We start from the raw sequence: 15,962 nt of genomic DNA, 5'->3' as shown, positions 1-15,962 counted from the left end.
GGCAACCGAGGCCACTGGATAGCTCACGGCTGTTCCCGAACGCGACGCGCTTCGTAGGCTCTGACATGCAGGCAGGCGATCTCCAGCATCGACAGTTCGCCCGAAGCGATACCCAGAGCGGTACGCCTGACCAGCATATCGTCCAGAATCTGTTCGACCTCAGTGGGTGCACCCCGTTCGATATCTCTCATCATGGACGCGGTAAGCTTCGAACCCGGCGCAGTCAGCAGTTCGAGGTGACGCTGGCGCACTTTGGTGTCCAGCGGGTAGTTGGCGGCCTTCGCGATGGTCGCGCACTCGGACAGCAATTTTGCGATCAGCCCTTCTCCGCCTGCGCTCAGGACATCGCCGATCGTGGCGCGCATGCTGGAGGTAATGGCTGCAAGCGTGGCGATGAAGCACCATTTGTCCCACATCGCCTGCACGATGTGCTGACTCAGATTCGCTTCGAAACCGGCATCGGCCAGCGCCTCGGCAACCTTCAGGATACGCGGTGTCAACGCGCCGCTCAGCTCGCCAAACGAGAGTTGATGCATCTCGTTCAGGTGCAGGATCGCACCGGTTGAATCGCGGTCCACGGAAATCAGGCATTGGCCGCCCAACACGACCTGGACACCAAAGCGTTCTGTCAGGCGATCCAGATGAGCCATACCGTTGAGCAGAGAGAGAATCGACGTGCCCGGCCCGACAGCAGGCCCGATGGTCGCCATCGCCGCCTCCAGATCGAAGGCCTTGCAGCCGAGCAGGATCAGGTCGTAGGGATCTGCCAGGTGGTTGGCCAGTACATACGGTGGTGACGGGTATTGAAAATTGCCCAGCGGACTGCGCACGACAAGACCGTCCCGATCCAGTTCCTCGGCCCTGCCCGGCCGGACCAGAAAGGTCACCTGACGTCCGGCCTCCAGCAGGCGGCCACCGAAATAGCCGCCAATCGCGCCTGCTCCAACGATCAAGATGCGCATGATCCTGGATCTCCTGATGGTGCTGTAGTGCAGAACGCTAGCGCAGTCCAGGTGCCCTTGCCAGCGGGAGGCTGTCTTGCGTCACGTCTTCCGTCAGGCCTGAAACCGGGGCTCAAGCTGCATGAAACCGGCCAGACACGAAGTATCGACGGCAGATGCCTTGTGATGCAATCGTGCGGTGACGGCCTGAAGCACGGCCCGACTGGCATCATGGTGAAACTGCCAGACACCGTAGATCCGACCGTCGAAGGATGGCTCGCTGCCCAACTGAGGGTCCGCGCCCAAGCCTGCACCCAGACCGAACAGGTAAAGGCCTTTCAGGCGTCGCCCGTTATGATCTGCAGGACAACCGGCCTGATCCGAATCGAGACCACCTTTGGTCTCGCGCAACACGATCGGACTGCCATCACCATGGCGCAGAACCGGCAAACAGGGCTGGTAGCCGGTGCATTGCACCACCACACATGATTCGGCCAGAGCCGCTCTGGCCTGCTCGACAGCCCCGGCCGGACCGTCCACAGTCTGCAGCAATCGGACCCGCACACCGGTCTTGCCGATACGGCCATGCTTCAGCGCTTCGCGGCCGATATCCAGCGCCCGGTAGCGCAAGCCGCCTGAGCGGTTGACGCGCCCGGAAACCGGGCAAACGTCCAGTTGCGAATCAAACGCGTAGCCTGCCGCCGCCGCATCCTCGGCACTTTCATAGAACAGCCGGATGCGGGTGCGATGAATCAGGGTCAGTTCCTCGAGTCCAGCGAACTCCAGGGCATCTGCGAGGTTTTCCAGCATCGAGAATGCACTGTGCGAGCCGCCCACGACGGTGATCCGACCGCCACTGGCCAGCGCCAGCGCAAACACTTCACGCAACTGTACGGCATTCATCCGCAGCAGCCGGTCGGCACTCTGGATATTCATCGATTCGCAGAGTGTCAGGCCCTGCTGCGCAAGGCTGTCGATCAGATGCCGTGGGTCCTGACGACCGCCCAGATTGAGGACCAGCGTCTGGCAACGCACAAGCCTGACGCAGCCTTCGGTTTGCACCTTGATGCAGAACTCGTCATCTTCGCTGATCACTTCAGTAATGGTCGTGCTGTGCCAGATTTTCACGGCGTAGACCCGAGCGATGTGCTCGAGCACCAGACGCGAAGCCTCCACCATCAACTGGCCGACATCCGAGAGCTGCGGTGCACTCTGCGCCTGGCCACGAATGCGCCAGTACGCTGGCGAGTACTCCAGCGGTTCGAAAATATCGCGCAACGCCGGGTCACGCAGACAGTCGATGAAGACATCACCCACCGAGTTGGCGGTAATCCGGTAGTGTCCCAGGGCACCGGTCCCCGGCCGGTCACTGGCATCAATGACAATCAGGCCGCTTGCTGCGATGTCGGCCAGCATGCCGCTTTTCAATGCGTTGAACAGAAACCCCATTCCCGCCAGCCCTGCACCGCCCACCACACATCCGCAGACTGTTTCCAAAGGATCTTCAAACATGATGATGCTCCATCGTCATAGCTACACGTTGGTGCATTCCAGAAGTTCTGGATGATCGAATACCTGGCCAACACGACGAACCAGCGTCCATGCACAATTTAAAAAAGACAAGGCATTAAAATAAACAACGCACGCACAGCGTTATCAGGACTTGGTCAAGAAACCCTGTAGGTTTTATCAATAGAAATGAGTAGTTACACAAACCGAAACAAACTGCCAATTACAGTGTGCGTGGTCGCCAGAAAAACAACGCGCCACGCTACCGCCCGCCCCTTCAACAACAGGTTCGAACACGTCAGGTTTTATAGAAGGTGGGGCACAGTGCAGCGAGTGGAACTGACTGGATAGTTGCAAAGAAACGACGAAGTGTCAAATAACGCACGCCCGACTTTTTCCTCATCGATCTGCGTCGCAACTGGCTGATTTCAAAAGACCCTGCGAACAACCGCGATAAAAACACGGTGAACGAAAGTACGCACCCTGTAGCGATCGACTTTTTATTTTTTCATGGTAGGCCTGAAAAACAACAGGAATACAGCGCCGACAAATTGACATGACTATGACGGGCGTCAGCCGGATACTTATCGAGGGCAAAGCACAACGGGGCGATCTCTGATAAAGACGCCCTGAGGGATAGAAAAGAGTTGTCCCGACCGTCATCGACCGGGACCGTTCAGCCATCAGGCCGTGCGGTAATGCAGCTGTTTCACACCGCCCTGATTCAGCTCGTCACGCAGTTCCGAGACCAGATTGGATATGTCGCGGCTGGTCTTCAGGCCATGCAGCGAAATGCCGGTCACCACCAGTTCGACACGTCCGGAATACGGGTCATTGACCTGTACGGTCATCGAATAGTCCGGGGCCACCGTGCAGGTACAGCGTAACGGTAAAAATGCGCCTTCAACGATGCTGCGCAGTTCCAGAGTAGACAGTCCACTCGCGATCATTTTCTATCTCCTTATTTTATGTAAGCGCTGCCGGACACCGGCAGATCAATACCGCTCTTTATCGTTAAATAATTGAAACGAGGCACACCCTTGCCTGCCAATTAATTGTCGCCACTTACTTGATCCCTGACGTCCTTTATACGCCTGCAATGACCGGGTCGGCAATGTGCAGCGTAGGCCACTCGCACGCAGGTTAAATGTATTTATTTGTAACTGTTGCTAGAAAAAACGATTCACTTTATGTCTTCAAGCGGTGAAAGACATGATCTGCATCATTAAATAGCTGTACAGCCGTTTAATTAATTAACGCAGCGCGACGAACGGTCATCGAATCCGCCCCTTGCAGTCAGATTTCGGTCACTCGGATCGCATTTTCAGAGCGAACATTCAGGTGGCGTACACAGACAGCCCAGGGTGACCAGAGGCAGTCACTTGGCCTCTGGTCACCCGGCACGGTCTCAGTCTACGGATCGGGGCAGGCGGAAGTGAATCACGGCGACTCGCGCACCTTGTTTGTCACGTCGCTCCTCGATGGCATACGGGCGGAAATCCATGCGTGGGTAAAACAGCAGGCCGGGAACGTTATGGTTATAGCAGGAGGCGATAAGCTCGCTGGCCTCGTGCTTGTCGAAGGCAATGTCCATCATGCAGCTGATCATGTAACGGCCGACACCTCTGGACCTGGCCTTGGGCGCGATGATGACGTTGCCCAGCGCGCACCGACCGCGAAAATCACACCGGGAGAAGTTGGCATACCCCACCACTTCACCGTCCATCTCGATCACCGTGGAATCGTAACGGGTCTCGAGCGCGTCCATCAGTTGGCCTGGCGTCAGCGGGTATGTAGCGCGAGGAAACATGTAAAACAGCTCGTCGGCATTCTGCGGCAGCTCACAGATGATCGGGATGTCTTTTTCTTCCAGGGGGCGATGTAGAAACATTGAGCGGTAACCTCTTGAAGAAATTGAAGAACATGCAAGGCAGGCTGGCTGTGGAACGGTAAATCCGGCGCCTCCAGACGACAAAAATACAGCGGCCTGACGGTGACAGCATAATCCCCGGCTATCAAAAAGGGCTACTTCAATAACAAACCGGACTAAACGCAGGCACCACGAGCGCTAACCTTCAATTGCCTTGTGCAAGCCTTTGAAACAAGGCGACTTATCAGCCATGCAGAACGCCTGCCAAGCTCAGTGTAGTGGGTCCAGAATGCCTGCAAAGAGATTTGAAGCTGTCCAAGCTATTGATTTCGAATCGTTTTAGAGAATTGGAGCAGCGGCATCGCGCCTGCATCCACGCGCCTGAAGCGCCTGACCCTTTCCCCTCGGAGTCGATGACAATGGTTTCCCCAAATGATACTTACGCAGTTGCAGAATCCAGTGCGGGCAATGACTCCGGGGTTTCCTGGGGTGCGATCTTCGCCGGTGCCGTGGCCGCAGCGGTGGTCTCCATGCTCTTGCTGATGCTGGGACTGGGGCTTGGCTTTTCAGCCATCTCACCTTGGACGGACGAAGGTGCCAGCGCGCAGGCCCTGGGTATTTCCTCCGTGATCTGGCTGGTGATCGTCCAGATTGTCTCCTCCGCCATGGGTGGTTACCTGGCCGGTCGTCTGCGGGTGAAGTGGGTCAATGTGCATGACGACGAAGTCTATTTCCGCGACACCGCCCACGGCTTTCTGGCATGGACCCTTGCGACACTGGTCGCCGCCAGCCTGATCGCAGGCTCAGCCGCAAGCGTGGTCGGCAGCGGCGTTCAGGCAGGTGCCAGCGTTGCCTCCGGCGCAGCGGGCGCGATGACGCAGGCGGCAGGCAATGCCGTCGGCAATGTCAGCGGTCAGGACTATCACTACTACATCGACCGTCTGTTTCGCACGGAAGACGCGCCTGCCGACAACGACGATTCGATTCATGAAGAAGTGCTGCGCATCTTTAGCCGTACGCTCGACAACAATGGCCAGCTCAGCCCGGAAGACCGTGGCTACCTGGCTCAGATGATCGCGCAACGCACCAATATGAGTCAGCAGGACGCCGAGCGGCGCGTGGATGAAGTCTATGGCCAGGCGTTGCTGTCCATCGAGCAAGCCAGGACCGCTGCCAGAGAGGCCGCCGACACTGCCGCGAAAATCGCCGCAGGCACGGCACTGTGGACCTTCGTCACCCTGCTGTGCGGCGCGTTTTTCGCAAGCCTGGCGGCGATATTCGGAGGACGGCGGCGTGACGCCGCAGCCCCGGTCAATACGTCAGCCCAGACCGCAAGGGCTGCCCGCTAAAAGCCAGACAGGAGACTCATGATGCGTTCGATATTGTTGTGGATGCTGGGCGTGCCAATCCCGATCATCATTCTGATCGCGTTGTTCATGCACTGACCGCCTGATACACGAAGCGCAGCCAAGGTCGTGGGTTTTTGATTCAGCGACCTTGCAATGATGTTCTGTGTGCCGAGCGATTCACTCAGCCGATCAGTTGCGCAATATCCTGTAACCGATATCTCCCATCGACTATTGCAACACATGGACGGAACCGGCATTTATTTCATTTGTTTACCGGAACACCCTTCATGCCTTCTTTCTCTCTTGACCGTATCAAGACTCGTCCACTGAGGTGGTTATGCATGGCCGCGGTCATTGTCGGACTGCCGGTGGGCTGCGCGGTACTTGAGCATAAGGAACGCGAGTTGGTGTTCCGCATCGAACCAGGCACTGCCAGTTGGTATAGCGGCCTGCCCGCAGATGTGCAGGAGTTGGAACTCAGGGCACCCGGTTTCGGCACTTCGCAGAACATCCATGCCTGGTGGTGGCCCGCGCCACGCAAGGACGCTCCGGCGGTGTTATATCTGCACGGCTCACGCTGGAATCTGACCGGTCAGTTGTTCCGCATCGAGCAACTCAGGGCGCTGGGGTTCTCGATCCTGGCCATCGACTATCGCGGTTTCGGGCAGAGCATGGGCCAGTTGCCGTCCGAAAAGACCGTCTATGAAGACGCGCGCATCGCCTGGGAGCGTCTCAAGCAACTGCAACCCGATCCACAGCGCCGGGTGATCTATGGTCACTCCCTCGGCGGAGCGGTGGGCGTGGACCTGGCGGCAGAACTGGGTCGTGAAGCCGACAAGAACGATGCGCCGGTGGCCGCGCGCGGGCTGATCATCGAGTCGACGTTCACCAATCTGGCGGACGTCGCCACCGCCATCGCCAATACCTCGCTGCCGGTGCGCTGGCTGCTGTCGCAGAAATTCGATTCAGTCGACAAGATCGCCGACATTCACATGCCGGTACTGATTGTGCACGGCACCGATGACCGCTACGTGCCGGCCCGTTTCAGCGAAGAGCTGTTCGAGGCCGCTCGAGAACCGAAAAACCTGCTGTTGGTGCCGGGCGGCACACATAACAACAGCATGCGTGTGGGCCAACAGGCTTACAGCCAGGCGATACAAATTCTGTTGAAAACGCCTGCATCGTCGCCTCAGGTCACGAAAAAAGAGGAACAACAGCCTCATGCTGGCTAACGGACGCTAGAAACGCCGATTGACGGTGTCGATTCGTTGAACGGCCAATCGACCAACTCAGGTACCTATCCGAGTCAGGAGAGCCTGCCATGAGCAACCCATTCGACCGACACCCTGTCGTTTCCCGTGAGCAATGGCTGCAAGCGCGTCGCCAGCATTTGATCCATGAAAAAGCCCTCACCCATCACCGCGACCAGCTCAGTGCCGCGCGGCGGGAACTGCCATGGGTGAAGATTGACACCCGTTACCGGTTCAGCGGCCCCAACGCAGAACAGAGCCTGGCTGAGCTGTTCGGCCGGCACACTCAACTGATCATCTACCACTTCATGTTCGGCCCGGACTGGACGGAAGGCTGCAAAGGCTGCTCGTTTCTGTCCGACCATCTGGACGGCGCCAACCTCCATCTCGCTCACCACGACGTGTCCGTGGTGGCCGTATCTCATGCGTCATGGGAAGCATTCCAGCCCTTCAAGCAACGCATGGGCTGGCAGTTCGACTGGGTATCGTCGGCGGGCAGCACGTTCAATCACGACTTCGGCGTGTCGTTCACCCAAGCGCAGATTGCCAACGGCGATGTCATCTACAACTACGAGAAGAGCCCTGAACCATTCGATGAGATGCCCGGGCTGAGCGTTTTCTACAAGAACGAACGCGGCGAGATCTTTCATACCTATTCAACCTACGCCCGAGGCCTGGACCTGCTGGTCGGCACCTATAACTTTCTGGACCTGACGCCCAAGGGACGCAACGAAGACCCGATCATGAACTGGGTGCGCCACCACGATCGTTATGAGCATGCAGGGCCTGCCGATTCCGGTGAGCACTGCTGCGAGCAGGGCACTGCCCATCGGTAGACAGGTGCCACGCGGGGCGATAGCGTTGGCGCACTTCACTAAAGGGCTGCGCCATGCACCGCATCATCAACTACTGGGACCCGCACCACCGCCAGGCGGTCATCGAGCTGTGGAAAGTCGTCTTCAACGACGACGCTCCCCACAACCGCCCTGATCTGTCGATCGACATGAAGCTCGCCGTGGCCGACCGGCTGTTCTTCGTCATCACCGTGGACGACAAGGTCGCAGGGACGCTGCTTGCCGGTTACGACGGCCATCGTGGCTGGCTCTATTCGGTCGCCGTCGATCCGCGTCAACGGGGCAAGGGGCTGGGAACAGCGTTGGTCAGACATGCCGAGCAGGCACTGATTGCGCTCGGCTGCCTCAAGATCAACCTGCAGATTCGCGTCAGCAATGAAGGTGTTCAGGCGTTTTATGCAGGCCTGGGCTACGTTCAGGAACCCCTGATCAGCCTTGGCAAGCGTATTCCGTTCAATCCCGACACACAGTTGTAGGGATCGGATACATGACGCGCAGGACAATTCACTCATTTACATGAGAATTAATATCAAATTACAATTATTGCTATTAACGTCCCGACAGAGCATCTCCCTTGATCACCTCTTTACACACTCGCCGCTGTGGCCCTTTTCTGCTGTCAGCACTGTCCCTGACCCTGTTGTCCAGCACCGCCCACGCCGCTGAAGCCGCAACACTGCCCGCGACTCAGGTTTCTGCCGCCGCCACCCCGAACGATGAGGGCTACAGCGCCGCGAGCGCCAGTACCGCCAGCAAGAGTGATGTGCCGCTCAAGGAAGAAGCGCAGTCGGTCAACGTTGTGACACCGCAGACCATCGCCGATTACAACGTGCGCTCGCTGGACGATGCCATGAAATTCGTCAGCGGCGTCAGCCAGGGCAACACGCTGGGCAACACCAAGGACTCGCTGGTCAAGCGCGGTTTCGGCACCAACGATGACGGTTCGATCCTGCGCGACGGCGTGCGCTCGGTGGTTTCGAAGAACTTCAGCGCGACCACCGACCGGGTCGAAGTGCTCAAGGGACCGGCCTCGCTGCTGTATGGCGCGATGGAACCCGGCGGCGTGATCAACGTGATCAGCAAACAGCCGCAGTATGTACAAAGCACCACATTGAGCGGGTCGGCCTTCAGCGAGGGCGGCGGCAGCTTCGGTGTGGACACCACTGGCCCGCTGGGCGACAGCGGCCTGGCGTATCGTCTGGTAGCCGAGCGCCAGAGTGAAGACTATTGGCGCAACTATGGCGTCGATCAGCACACCCTGATTGCCCCGTCCCTGTCGTGGACCGGTGAGCGTGCAAGCCTCACGCTGGCGTATGAGTACAACGATTACGTCAGCCCGTTCGACCGTGGCACCGTGTTCACCGGGGGGCATCCGGCCGACGTCAGCTACAACAAGCGTCTGGACGAGAAATGGGCCAAAACCGTTGGCATCAGCGAAACCGCCACTGCACGTTTCGAATATCAACTCAACGACGACTGGAAAACCCGCCTGACCTACGGCTGGAATAACGATCGCTACAGCCTTGCCATTGCCCAGCCGCAAACCAGCCCACAACTCGGCAGCGGCGTTCTGCGTCGCCAGGCCAACGGCGGCCATTACGACTACGAAACGCGCTATGCCAGTTGGGATTTCATCGGCAAACAGTCGTTTCTGGGGCAGGAGCACGACCTGCTGATCGGCGCTGAACAGGAAGACTCCGACAAGTTTCGCGGCAAGACCTACCGCAACACCGCGCAGAACGGTTTCAACATCTTCAACCCGGTCTACGGCAGCCTGGCCGAACCCAGTGTCGTCAATCAGCCGACCAGCAACCTGAGCAATCAGCTGACCTCGTCCTCGCTTTATGTGAAGGACAACTGGCACCTGAATGACCGCTGGATCCTGGTGCTCGGTGGACGCTATCAGCACTACGATCAGTACATCGCGCAAGGCCTGGGTGCAAGCCGCGCGGTAAACCTGGACAAGAACGATGACGTCTTCCTGCCCATGGCCGGACTGGTGTTCAAAATCAACGAAGACCTGTCGCTGTACGGCAACTACAGCCGCTCGTTCGTGCCCAACGAGGACGTGAACGACGACGGCACCACCTTCGATCCGGAGGAAGGCCGCAGCTACGAAGTCGGTGCCAAATACGCACTGGCACCGGGGCTTGACTTCAACATGGCGGTGTTCGATATCGAGAAGAAGAACGTCGTCACCCCGACCGGCGTGACCGGCGTCAGCGAAGCGGCCGGCAAGGTCGGTTCACGGGGCGTGGAACTGGATGTAACCGGCCGTATCGCCGAGCGCTGGGACATGATTGGCACCTACGCCTACACGCACACCGAGGTGCTTGACGATCCGAGCAACCAAGGCAATCGCTTGAGCCAGGCCCCCAGGCATACCGCCAGCCTGTACCTGACCCATCACCTGCAGGTTCCGTCGGGCCTGGGTGAATGGCATGCCGGTGGCGGGGCGCGCTACGTGGGTGAGCGCGCCGGTGACGACGCCAACACGTTCTACATGAGCAGCTACACCGTGGCCGATGCCTTCCTGCGCTGGGATGTGCCGATGGCTGGTTACAAGACCCGCCTGCAACTGAACGTGGACAACCTGTTTGACAAACAGTATTACCCGTCCAGCACTGGCAGCCAGTTGCAGGTGAATGTGGGCGAACCGCGCACGGCACGACTGAGCGCCAGCGTCACTTTCTGATGATTCGCCGCCGGGGCAGGCTCAGTCAGGGCTTGCTTCGGCATCGCAGGCGAATGAGCCTGCGCTCCAGACACCGATCAGTATCTGATTCGATAGATGTTCATGATCTTTTCATTGAAGAACAGGTACTCGACCTTGCCAATGAATACACTCTTTTCCAGCCAGTCGTTGGGACCCAGAGTCACCTGAAACTGCGGGGTGCAGGTGCATTGATAATGCCCCTCGGAAATCGGCCAGATACCGTTTTGCAGTTCGCTCTGCCCTTCCTCGTCCATCAGCAGTACGCCTTTGCTTTCGACATTGATCAGTTCACCCAGCCGGGTTCGCAATGTAAAGCGCGCATTGAAAAAGGCCAGCTCGCTCGACAGTTCGACGAAAAAATCACTGCCGCCAGGCAAGACGGAACCGCGAATGTTCTGCCCCTGAAACTCACCGCCCAGAATTGAACTGTTGCTGCGCAAACCGTCGCTGCAGATGCCCATCAGGGTGGGCGCATCGGTCTTCAAGGTAATGGACAGCACTTTCTCCAGCGCAGGCGCCCTGGCTGAATGGACCTGTCGAATGGATGGACTGCCAGGCTTCTTGAAGTCAATGATATTCATAGTTCTGCTCACTCCATGGATCGATAGGCATGGCACTTGGCGTCAGAAACGATATGACTCAAGCATCTGCCTGAGACAGCAATCATGCAACGGCGTTTATTTGAGGCCCCGTTTCCAGTAAGCTCCACGGAGACGAATTAAATCGTACCGAACGGTTCAGTTTCAGTCTATCTATTATTTTGCGACTACCTGCCAGTGCAGATTCCCTGAAGGATTGAGGATTCGAATGAAGGTGCGTACCGAAGCTCGCCGTGAAGCCATCATTGATGCGGCGGCAAGCGTTTTCCTCGAGATGGGCTACGAGCGCACCTCGATGAATGAAGTCACCAAACGAATGGGCGGCTCCAAAGCGACGATCTACAGCTATTTCCCTTCCAAAGAAGAACTGTTCATCGCCGTGGTCAACCGGCATGCAACCGAACACCTGGCTGAAGCCGTCTCGGAACTGGCGGCCTACGACCATGAACGGGTGGACCTCAGGACCGTGCTCAGCCGCTTCGGCGAGCGAATGCTGATGGTGCTTGTCAACGACAACAGTGCGCTGGCGGTGTATCGCATGGTGGTCGCAGAATCGGGCCGTTCGGACATTGGCATGATGTTCTACGAGTCCGGTCCTCGCCAATGCCTGCAGACCGTTTCCACTTTGATGGCGCAAGCCATGCAGAACGGTCAGTTGCGCACGGCCGATCCTCATATCGCGGCGCTGCAATTTACGTCGCTGCTGACCGCGGAAACCGAGATTCGTCTGTATCAGGAATGCCCGATGCCTCTAAGCATCGAGCAGATTCATTCGATGGTCGAGCGCGCCGTGGAAACCTTCCTGCTGGGTATGGGCCAGGTCTAGCAGCACGCCACAAAGCCCGCCGCTCATATTTTTCAGCGCCTGTTCGGCCCTGTCTGTGCGGCCTGAACTAACCGTGCGTCTTTAAATCGTTTCAGCTTTCAGATGCGCGGCGTGCTTTATATTGCGCTTATCATCAAGAAAACCTCCGTGCAGGCGATAGGCTTCCTAATCACCCCACGGAGAAGGCTCATGATTTTGCGCAAGCTCAACCTCGCACCCCGCTCGGCTTTATGCTTCGGTTTGTTCTGCCTCATGATTGTTGCTTTGGGATTGCTGTCATTGCGACAAGCCTCGATTCTGAACGAGGCTGAAAAATTCATTGAAGAGAACGTGCTGCCCAGCGTCAAACTGCTGGGCTCTATGGATCGGGAGTTCATCGGCATCCGTGGCAATAATGCACGCCTGCGTAACCCGATCGAACCTCAGGAACGCAAAACCAAGGCCTTGAGCGATATCCAACAGGCAAGGGTGCTGATCGCTGACTACGCCAGTGCCTTGGGCAAGTTGATCGTAACGTCTCAAGGCCGTAAGGCGTTCGATGAGCTGACCAGTGCCAACGCCGATTATCAAAACAATCAGGATCGTTACCTGGCGTCTGTCGCCGCCGGGAACCTGGAAGCCGCAGTGGCGATTTCCAACAATGAGATGAAAAACGCGGCTGACCGGGTGGAAACAGCGCTCAAAAGCCTTATCAGTGTCAACGATGGCAAGGCACAGAAAGCGGGTGAAAATGCGGACTACGCTTACAACCAGACACTCTGGATGGTTGGTCTCTTTATTGCCGTGAGTGTAATCACAACACTGGTGCTCGCCTTGCTCTACACCCGAAGCCTGACCGGCCCGATAGGCGAATCCCTGAACATCGCCGAGCGCATCGCAGCCAATAACCTGAGCAAGGACATCACGGTTGAAGGCAGTGACGAAGCCGCCAAGCTGATCGCCGCACTGGCGACCATGCAAACCAATCTGCGCAACGCCCTGACCCTGATTGGCGACTCCTCGACGCAACTGGCTGCCACTTCCGAGGAAATGCATGCCGTGACCGAAGACGCGTCACGGACCATTCTGCGCCAGAGCAACGAGATCGAGATGGCCGCGACGGCGGTCAATGAAATGAGCGCTGCGGTCGAGGAAGTCGCGAGCAATGCCGCGTCTGCCTCGCAAGTGACCTCGCAATCCAGCACTGCGGCCATGGCCGGCCGTGCACAGGTCGACGAAACGGTATTGGCGATCAACCTGATGGTGTCCAAGGTGCAGGTCACCTCCACCGAAGTGCAGGGACTGGCGGTCATGGCGACCGACATCAGCAAAGTGCTGGACGTGATACGCGCCATCGCCGAACAGACCAACCTGCTGGCCCTCAACGCAGCCATCGAAGCGGCACGCGCCGGTGAAGCCGGCCGAGGTTTTGCGGTGGTGGCGGACGAGGTACGGGCGCTGGCGCATCGCACGCAACAATCGACACGGGAAATCGAGCAGATGGTCAGTTCGATCCAGTCCGGTACCGGCAATGCCGTTGCCGCCATGGAGCAGACCAGCTTCCAGGCACAGAAGACGCTGGACATGGCCAATGGCGCAGGCAAGGCGCTGCTCGATATCACCGATTCCATCAGCCAGATCAACGAGCGTAACCTGATGATTGCCACGGCCGCTGAGCAACAGGCGCAAGTGGCGCGGGAAGTGGATCGCAGCCTGGTCAGCATTCGCGACCTGTCCAGCCAGACCTCCGAAGGGTCCAGCCAGACCGCCATTGCTACCGCTGAACTGACCAAGCTGGCAGCCGACCTCAACCGTCTCACCAAGCAATTCCGCGTCGTCTGAGACCCTGATTGACCGGGACCTTTCGTGGTCCCGGCCTCCTCGCCACGTAACCACCTTCCTTCCCACTCGTATTCGGCGCTTGTCAGCGCCATCACCCTCGACTAAGTTGTACGACGACAGATGAACGCGGTGCCGTGGTGTAATGCTCGGTTCGTTTTGCCAACCGACCAACAATGACAATAAAAAGGAATGCGTATGAGAAAGCTCAAACTGCTCGTAGGATTTGTGTGCCTGTTCACCGGCTATGTCATCGCCGCGCCGTCCGATGAGGCAGATGTCGCCCAGGCCGTGGACAAGCTGACTCAGGCCATGTGGCATAAGGACATAGCGCAGCTCAAGGCGCTCACCGCAGACAACCTGACCTACGGCCACTCCAGCGGCAATATTCAGGACAAACAAGCCTTCATCGCCGATATCGAGACCGGTAAGAGCGCATTCAACGACCTGAAGATGCTCAACCAAAAAATCACTCTGTCGGGCGATGTCGCGATGGTGCGTAACCACTTCTCCGCTCAGGCGGTAAACAGCGGAAAAGTGGTCCCGACCGAAATCGAAAATTTTCAGATCTGGCAGAAGCAGAACGGTCAGTGGCTGCTGATCGGTCGTCAGGCGTTCCGCTTCTAAGCGCTAGCGACTACGCGTTGGCAACGCGCACGCAGGTGTGAAGCCCCTTACTCCTGCGTGCCGAACATGGCCGTCCAATAGATGCCTGCATCGCTCTTGGGATCGGTGGCGTAAGCCGCACCCAACTCGCGGAACCCGGGATTCATCAGGTTGGCGCAATGCCCCGGGCTTGCCAGCCAGCCGTCCACCACCTTGCGCGCAGTGTCCTGCCCGGCGGCGATGTTCTCGCCGACCTGCTGCCCGATGTAACCAGCCAGTTCGGCGCGATCGCCCGGCGTGCGGCCTTCACGATCCTTGTGATCGAAGAAGTTGTTATTGGCCATGGCCTGGGAGTGCGCTTGAGCGGCGCTGCCCAACGTGGCATTCCAGGTCAACGGCGTAGTGGCCGCAAGCGCTTGGGTACCGCATTGACGTGGTGTGGCGCGGGCCACGTTGATCATTTCCAGAATTTTCTGAGCCTCGGCCTGCCAGTCACCCAGCCGCGCCGCGACCAGTGAGCGTGCCAGCACGATGCGCCAGTCGCGCCCTTCCCGGCTGACACCGATGTCGATGAATTGCGGATCCAGCACCACATGACAAAAGCTTTCCTGTACGGCCTTGAGTGCCGACTGCGCATCGCGCGGCCCGGACAGACTGATAGCCTGTACAGTCACCATCGGATAGGAGGCCCGCGACAGCGCCTGCTGCAAATCCACGCCACCACTGGCGGACAGCACCAGACGCGAATCGGTGACCAGTGGCGGCAGTTCCATCGACACCTGATCGCCGCAACGCTGCGCCTGACCACGCCAGGCGTTGAGTGAGTCAATCAATTGCGCCTCGTCGGAGGCCAGCGCCGCGCTGGCGCAGACCATTCCCAATGACAGTGTGGCGATACGCAAGACGGACGAGATGAAACGCATGGAAATCTCCGGCAGATTGAGTGCGCCTATGATGCGCGACCTCACCCCGTCCCACGCAACTGCTTTTTTACGCCGTCAGCCGAGACAACTCAGAGCCTGAACTGCGCTACCAGTGCGTTGAAGGAAGTCGCCAGACGCGACAGTTCCTGGCTCGACGCGCTGGTCTGGTTAGCACCGGCCGCGCTCTGGGTCGAAAGATCCTGAATGTTCAGCAGATTGCGGTCCACCTCGCGGGCGACCTGAGCCTGCTCTTCAGAGGCCGAAGCGATCACCAGGTTACGCTCGTTGATCGTCGCGACACCCTGGGTGATTTTCTCCAGCGCAGTACCTGCTCGCAGAGCCAGCTCCTGGGTATTGGTGGCCAGCGACAGGCTCTTGCCCATGGCCGCAACGGCGCCGTCGGCACCTGATTGCACGGTGCTGATCATGCCCTCGATCTCGACAGTCGAAGCCTGAGTACGGTGAGCCAGCGCGCGCACTTCATCGGCCACCACCGCAAAACCACGGCCCTGCTCGCCAGCTCGCGCCGCTTCGATGGCTGCGTTGAGGGCCAGCAGATTGGTCTGTTCGGCGATGCTGCGAATCACGTCGAGCACTTTGCTGATTTCACGCACATGACCGGCCAGCTCCGACACTGCACCAGTGGACGCGGTGATCTCATTGACCATGGTGGTAATGCCCTTGACCGTATGATCGACCTG

At 58.4% G+C, this 15,962-nt stretch carries 15 protein-coding genes; 8 read left to right on the top strand and 7 right to left on the bottom strand.

Annotated features, from left to right (window positions below; translation table 11 throughout):
• Positions 1–23 precede the first annotated feature (23 nt).
• The 4 genes from BZK31_RS04775 to BZK31_RS04760 form a co-directional block, all read right to left on the bottom strand.
• Positions 24–962, bottom strand: coding sequence for a ketopantoate reductase family protein (locus BZK31_RS04775; RefSeq protein WP_083181645.1), 939 nt, complete (start codon positions 960–962; stop codon positions 24–26).
• 93 nt (positions 963–1,055) lie between these two features.
• The gene (locus BZK31_RS04770; protein ID WP_083181643.1) at positions 1,056–2,453 is read right to left on the bottom strand and encodes a pyridine nucleotide-disulfide oxidoreductase; all 1,398 of its coding nucleotides are present in this window, start codon (positions 2,451–2,453) and stop codon (positions 1,056–1,058) included.
• Positions 2,454–3,133: 680 nt separating this feature from the next.
• Positions 3,134–3,400, bottom strand: coding sequence for a DUF1652 domain-containing protein (locus BZK31_RS04765; protein ID WP_083181642.1), 267 nt, complete (start codon positions 3,398–3,400; stop codon positions 3,134–3,136).
• Positions 3,401–3,858: 458 nt separating this feature from the next.
• A complete protein-coding gene (locus tag BZK31_RS04760) occupies positions 3,859–4,341 on the bottom strand; it encodes a GNAT family N-acetyltransferase (RefSeq protein WP_083181640.1) in 483 nt (160 codons plus the stop codon).
• Between the two features lie 398 nt (positions 4,342–4,739).
• Here BZK31_RS04760 and BZK31_RS04755 point away from each other — a divergent pair, with 398 nt between their 5' ends.
• The 5 genes from BZK31_RS04755 (at position 4,740) to BZK31_RS04735 (ending at position 10,468) form a co-directional block, all read left to right on the top strand.
• Positions 4,740–5,669, top strand: a complete 930-nt coding sequence (locus BZK31_RS04755; RefSeq protein WP_083181639.1) for a hypothetical protein — start codon at positions 4,740–4,742, stop codon at positions 5,667–5,669.
• Between the two features lie 287 nt (positions 5,670–5,956).
• Complete coding sequence (locus BZK31_RS04750) at positions 5,957–6,901, top strand: alpha/beta hydrolase (RefSeq protein ID WP_167377844.1); 945 nt, start codon at positions 5,957–5,959, stop codon at positions 6,899–6,901.
• 89 nt (positions 6,902–6,990) lie between these two features.
• On the top strand, positions 6,991–7,755 hold the full coding sequence (locus tag BZK31_RS04745) for a DUF899 domain-containing protein (RefSeq protein ID WP_083181636.1): 765 nt from the start codon (positions 6,991–6,993) through the stop codon (positions 7,753–7,755).
• 53 nt (positions 7,756–7,808) lie between these two features.
• The gene (locus BZK31_RS04740; protein ID WP_083181634.1) at positions 7,809–8,249 is read left to right on the top strand and encodes a GNAT family acetyltransferase; all 441 of its coding nucleotides are present in this window, start codon (positions 7,809–7,811) and stop codon (positions 8,247–8,249) included.
• Positions 8,250–8,389: 140 nt separating this feature from the next.
• Entirely contained in the window at positions 8,390–10,468 is a 2,079-nt protein-coding gene (locus BZK31_RS04735) for a TonB-dependent siderophore receptor (RefSeq protein WP_167377845.1), read from the top strand.
• Between the two features lie 77 nt (positions 10,469–10,545).
• Here the strand turns inward: BZK31_RS04735 and BZK31_RS04730 are convergent, their stop codons facing one another.
• Positions 10,546–11,070, bottom strand: coding sequence for a DUF3237 domain-containing protein (locus BZK31_RS04730; RefSeq protein ID WP_083181631.1), 525 nt, complete (start codon positions 11,068–11,070; stop codon positions 10,546–10,548).
• Positions 11,071–11,296: 226 nt separating this feature from the next.
• On the opposite strand from BZK31_RS04730, the gene BZK31_RS04725 reads away from it, so the two are divergent.
• From BZK31_RS04725 to BZK31_RS04715, 3 genes are all read left to right on the top strand, one after another.
• The gene (locus BZK31_RS04725; protein ID WP_083181630.1) at positions 11,297–11,914 is read left to right on the top strand and encodes a TetR/AcrR family transcriptional regulator; all 618 of its coding nucleotides are present in this window, start codon (positions 11,297–11,299) and stop codon (positions 11,912–11,914) included.
• 102 nt (positions 11,915–12,016) lie between these two features.
• On the top strand, positions 12,017–13,735 hold the full coding sequence (locus BZK31_RS04720) for a methyl-accepting chemotaxis protein (RefSeq protein WP_415639713.1): 1,719 nt from the start codon (positions 12,017–12,019) through the stop codon (positions 13,733–13,735).
• Positions 13,736–13,930: 195 nt separating this feature from the next.
• Complete coding sequence (locus tag BZK31_RS04715) at positions 13,931–14,359, top strand: nuclear transport factor 2 family protein (protein WP_083181626.1); 429 nt, start codon at positions 13,931–13,933, stop codon at positions 14,357–14,359.
• A gap of 47 nt (positions 14,360–14,406) precedes the next feature.
• Here the strand turns inward: BZK31_RS04715 and BZK31_RS04710 are convergent, their stop codons facing one another.
• Positions 14,407–15,261: a CAP domain-containing protein gene (locus BZK31_RS04710; protein WP_083181625.1), complete on the bottom strand. Its 855-nt coding sequence runs from the start codon at positions 15,259–15,261 to the stop codon at positions 14,407–14,409.
• A gap of 89 nt (positions 15,262–15,350) precedes the next feature.
• Positions 15,351–15,962: methyl-accepting chemotaxis protein (locus BZK31_RS04705; protein ID WP_244182632.1), on the bottom strand; the 612-nt coding region annotated here is incomplete at its 5' end.

Origin of the sequence: Pseudomonas floridensis, from assembly GCF_002087235.1 — a bacterium.
Taxonomy (GTDB): domain Bacteria; phylum Pseudomonadota; class Gammaproteobacteria; order Pseudomonadales; family Pseudomonadaceae; genus Aquipseudomonas; species Aquipseudomonas floridensis.
The sequence above is the reverse complement of the archived record's forward strand: the minus strand, read 5'-3'. Positions and strand labels throughout refer to the sequence as shown.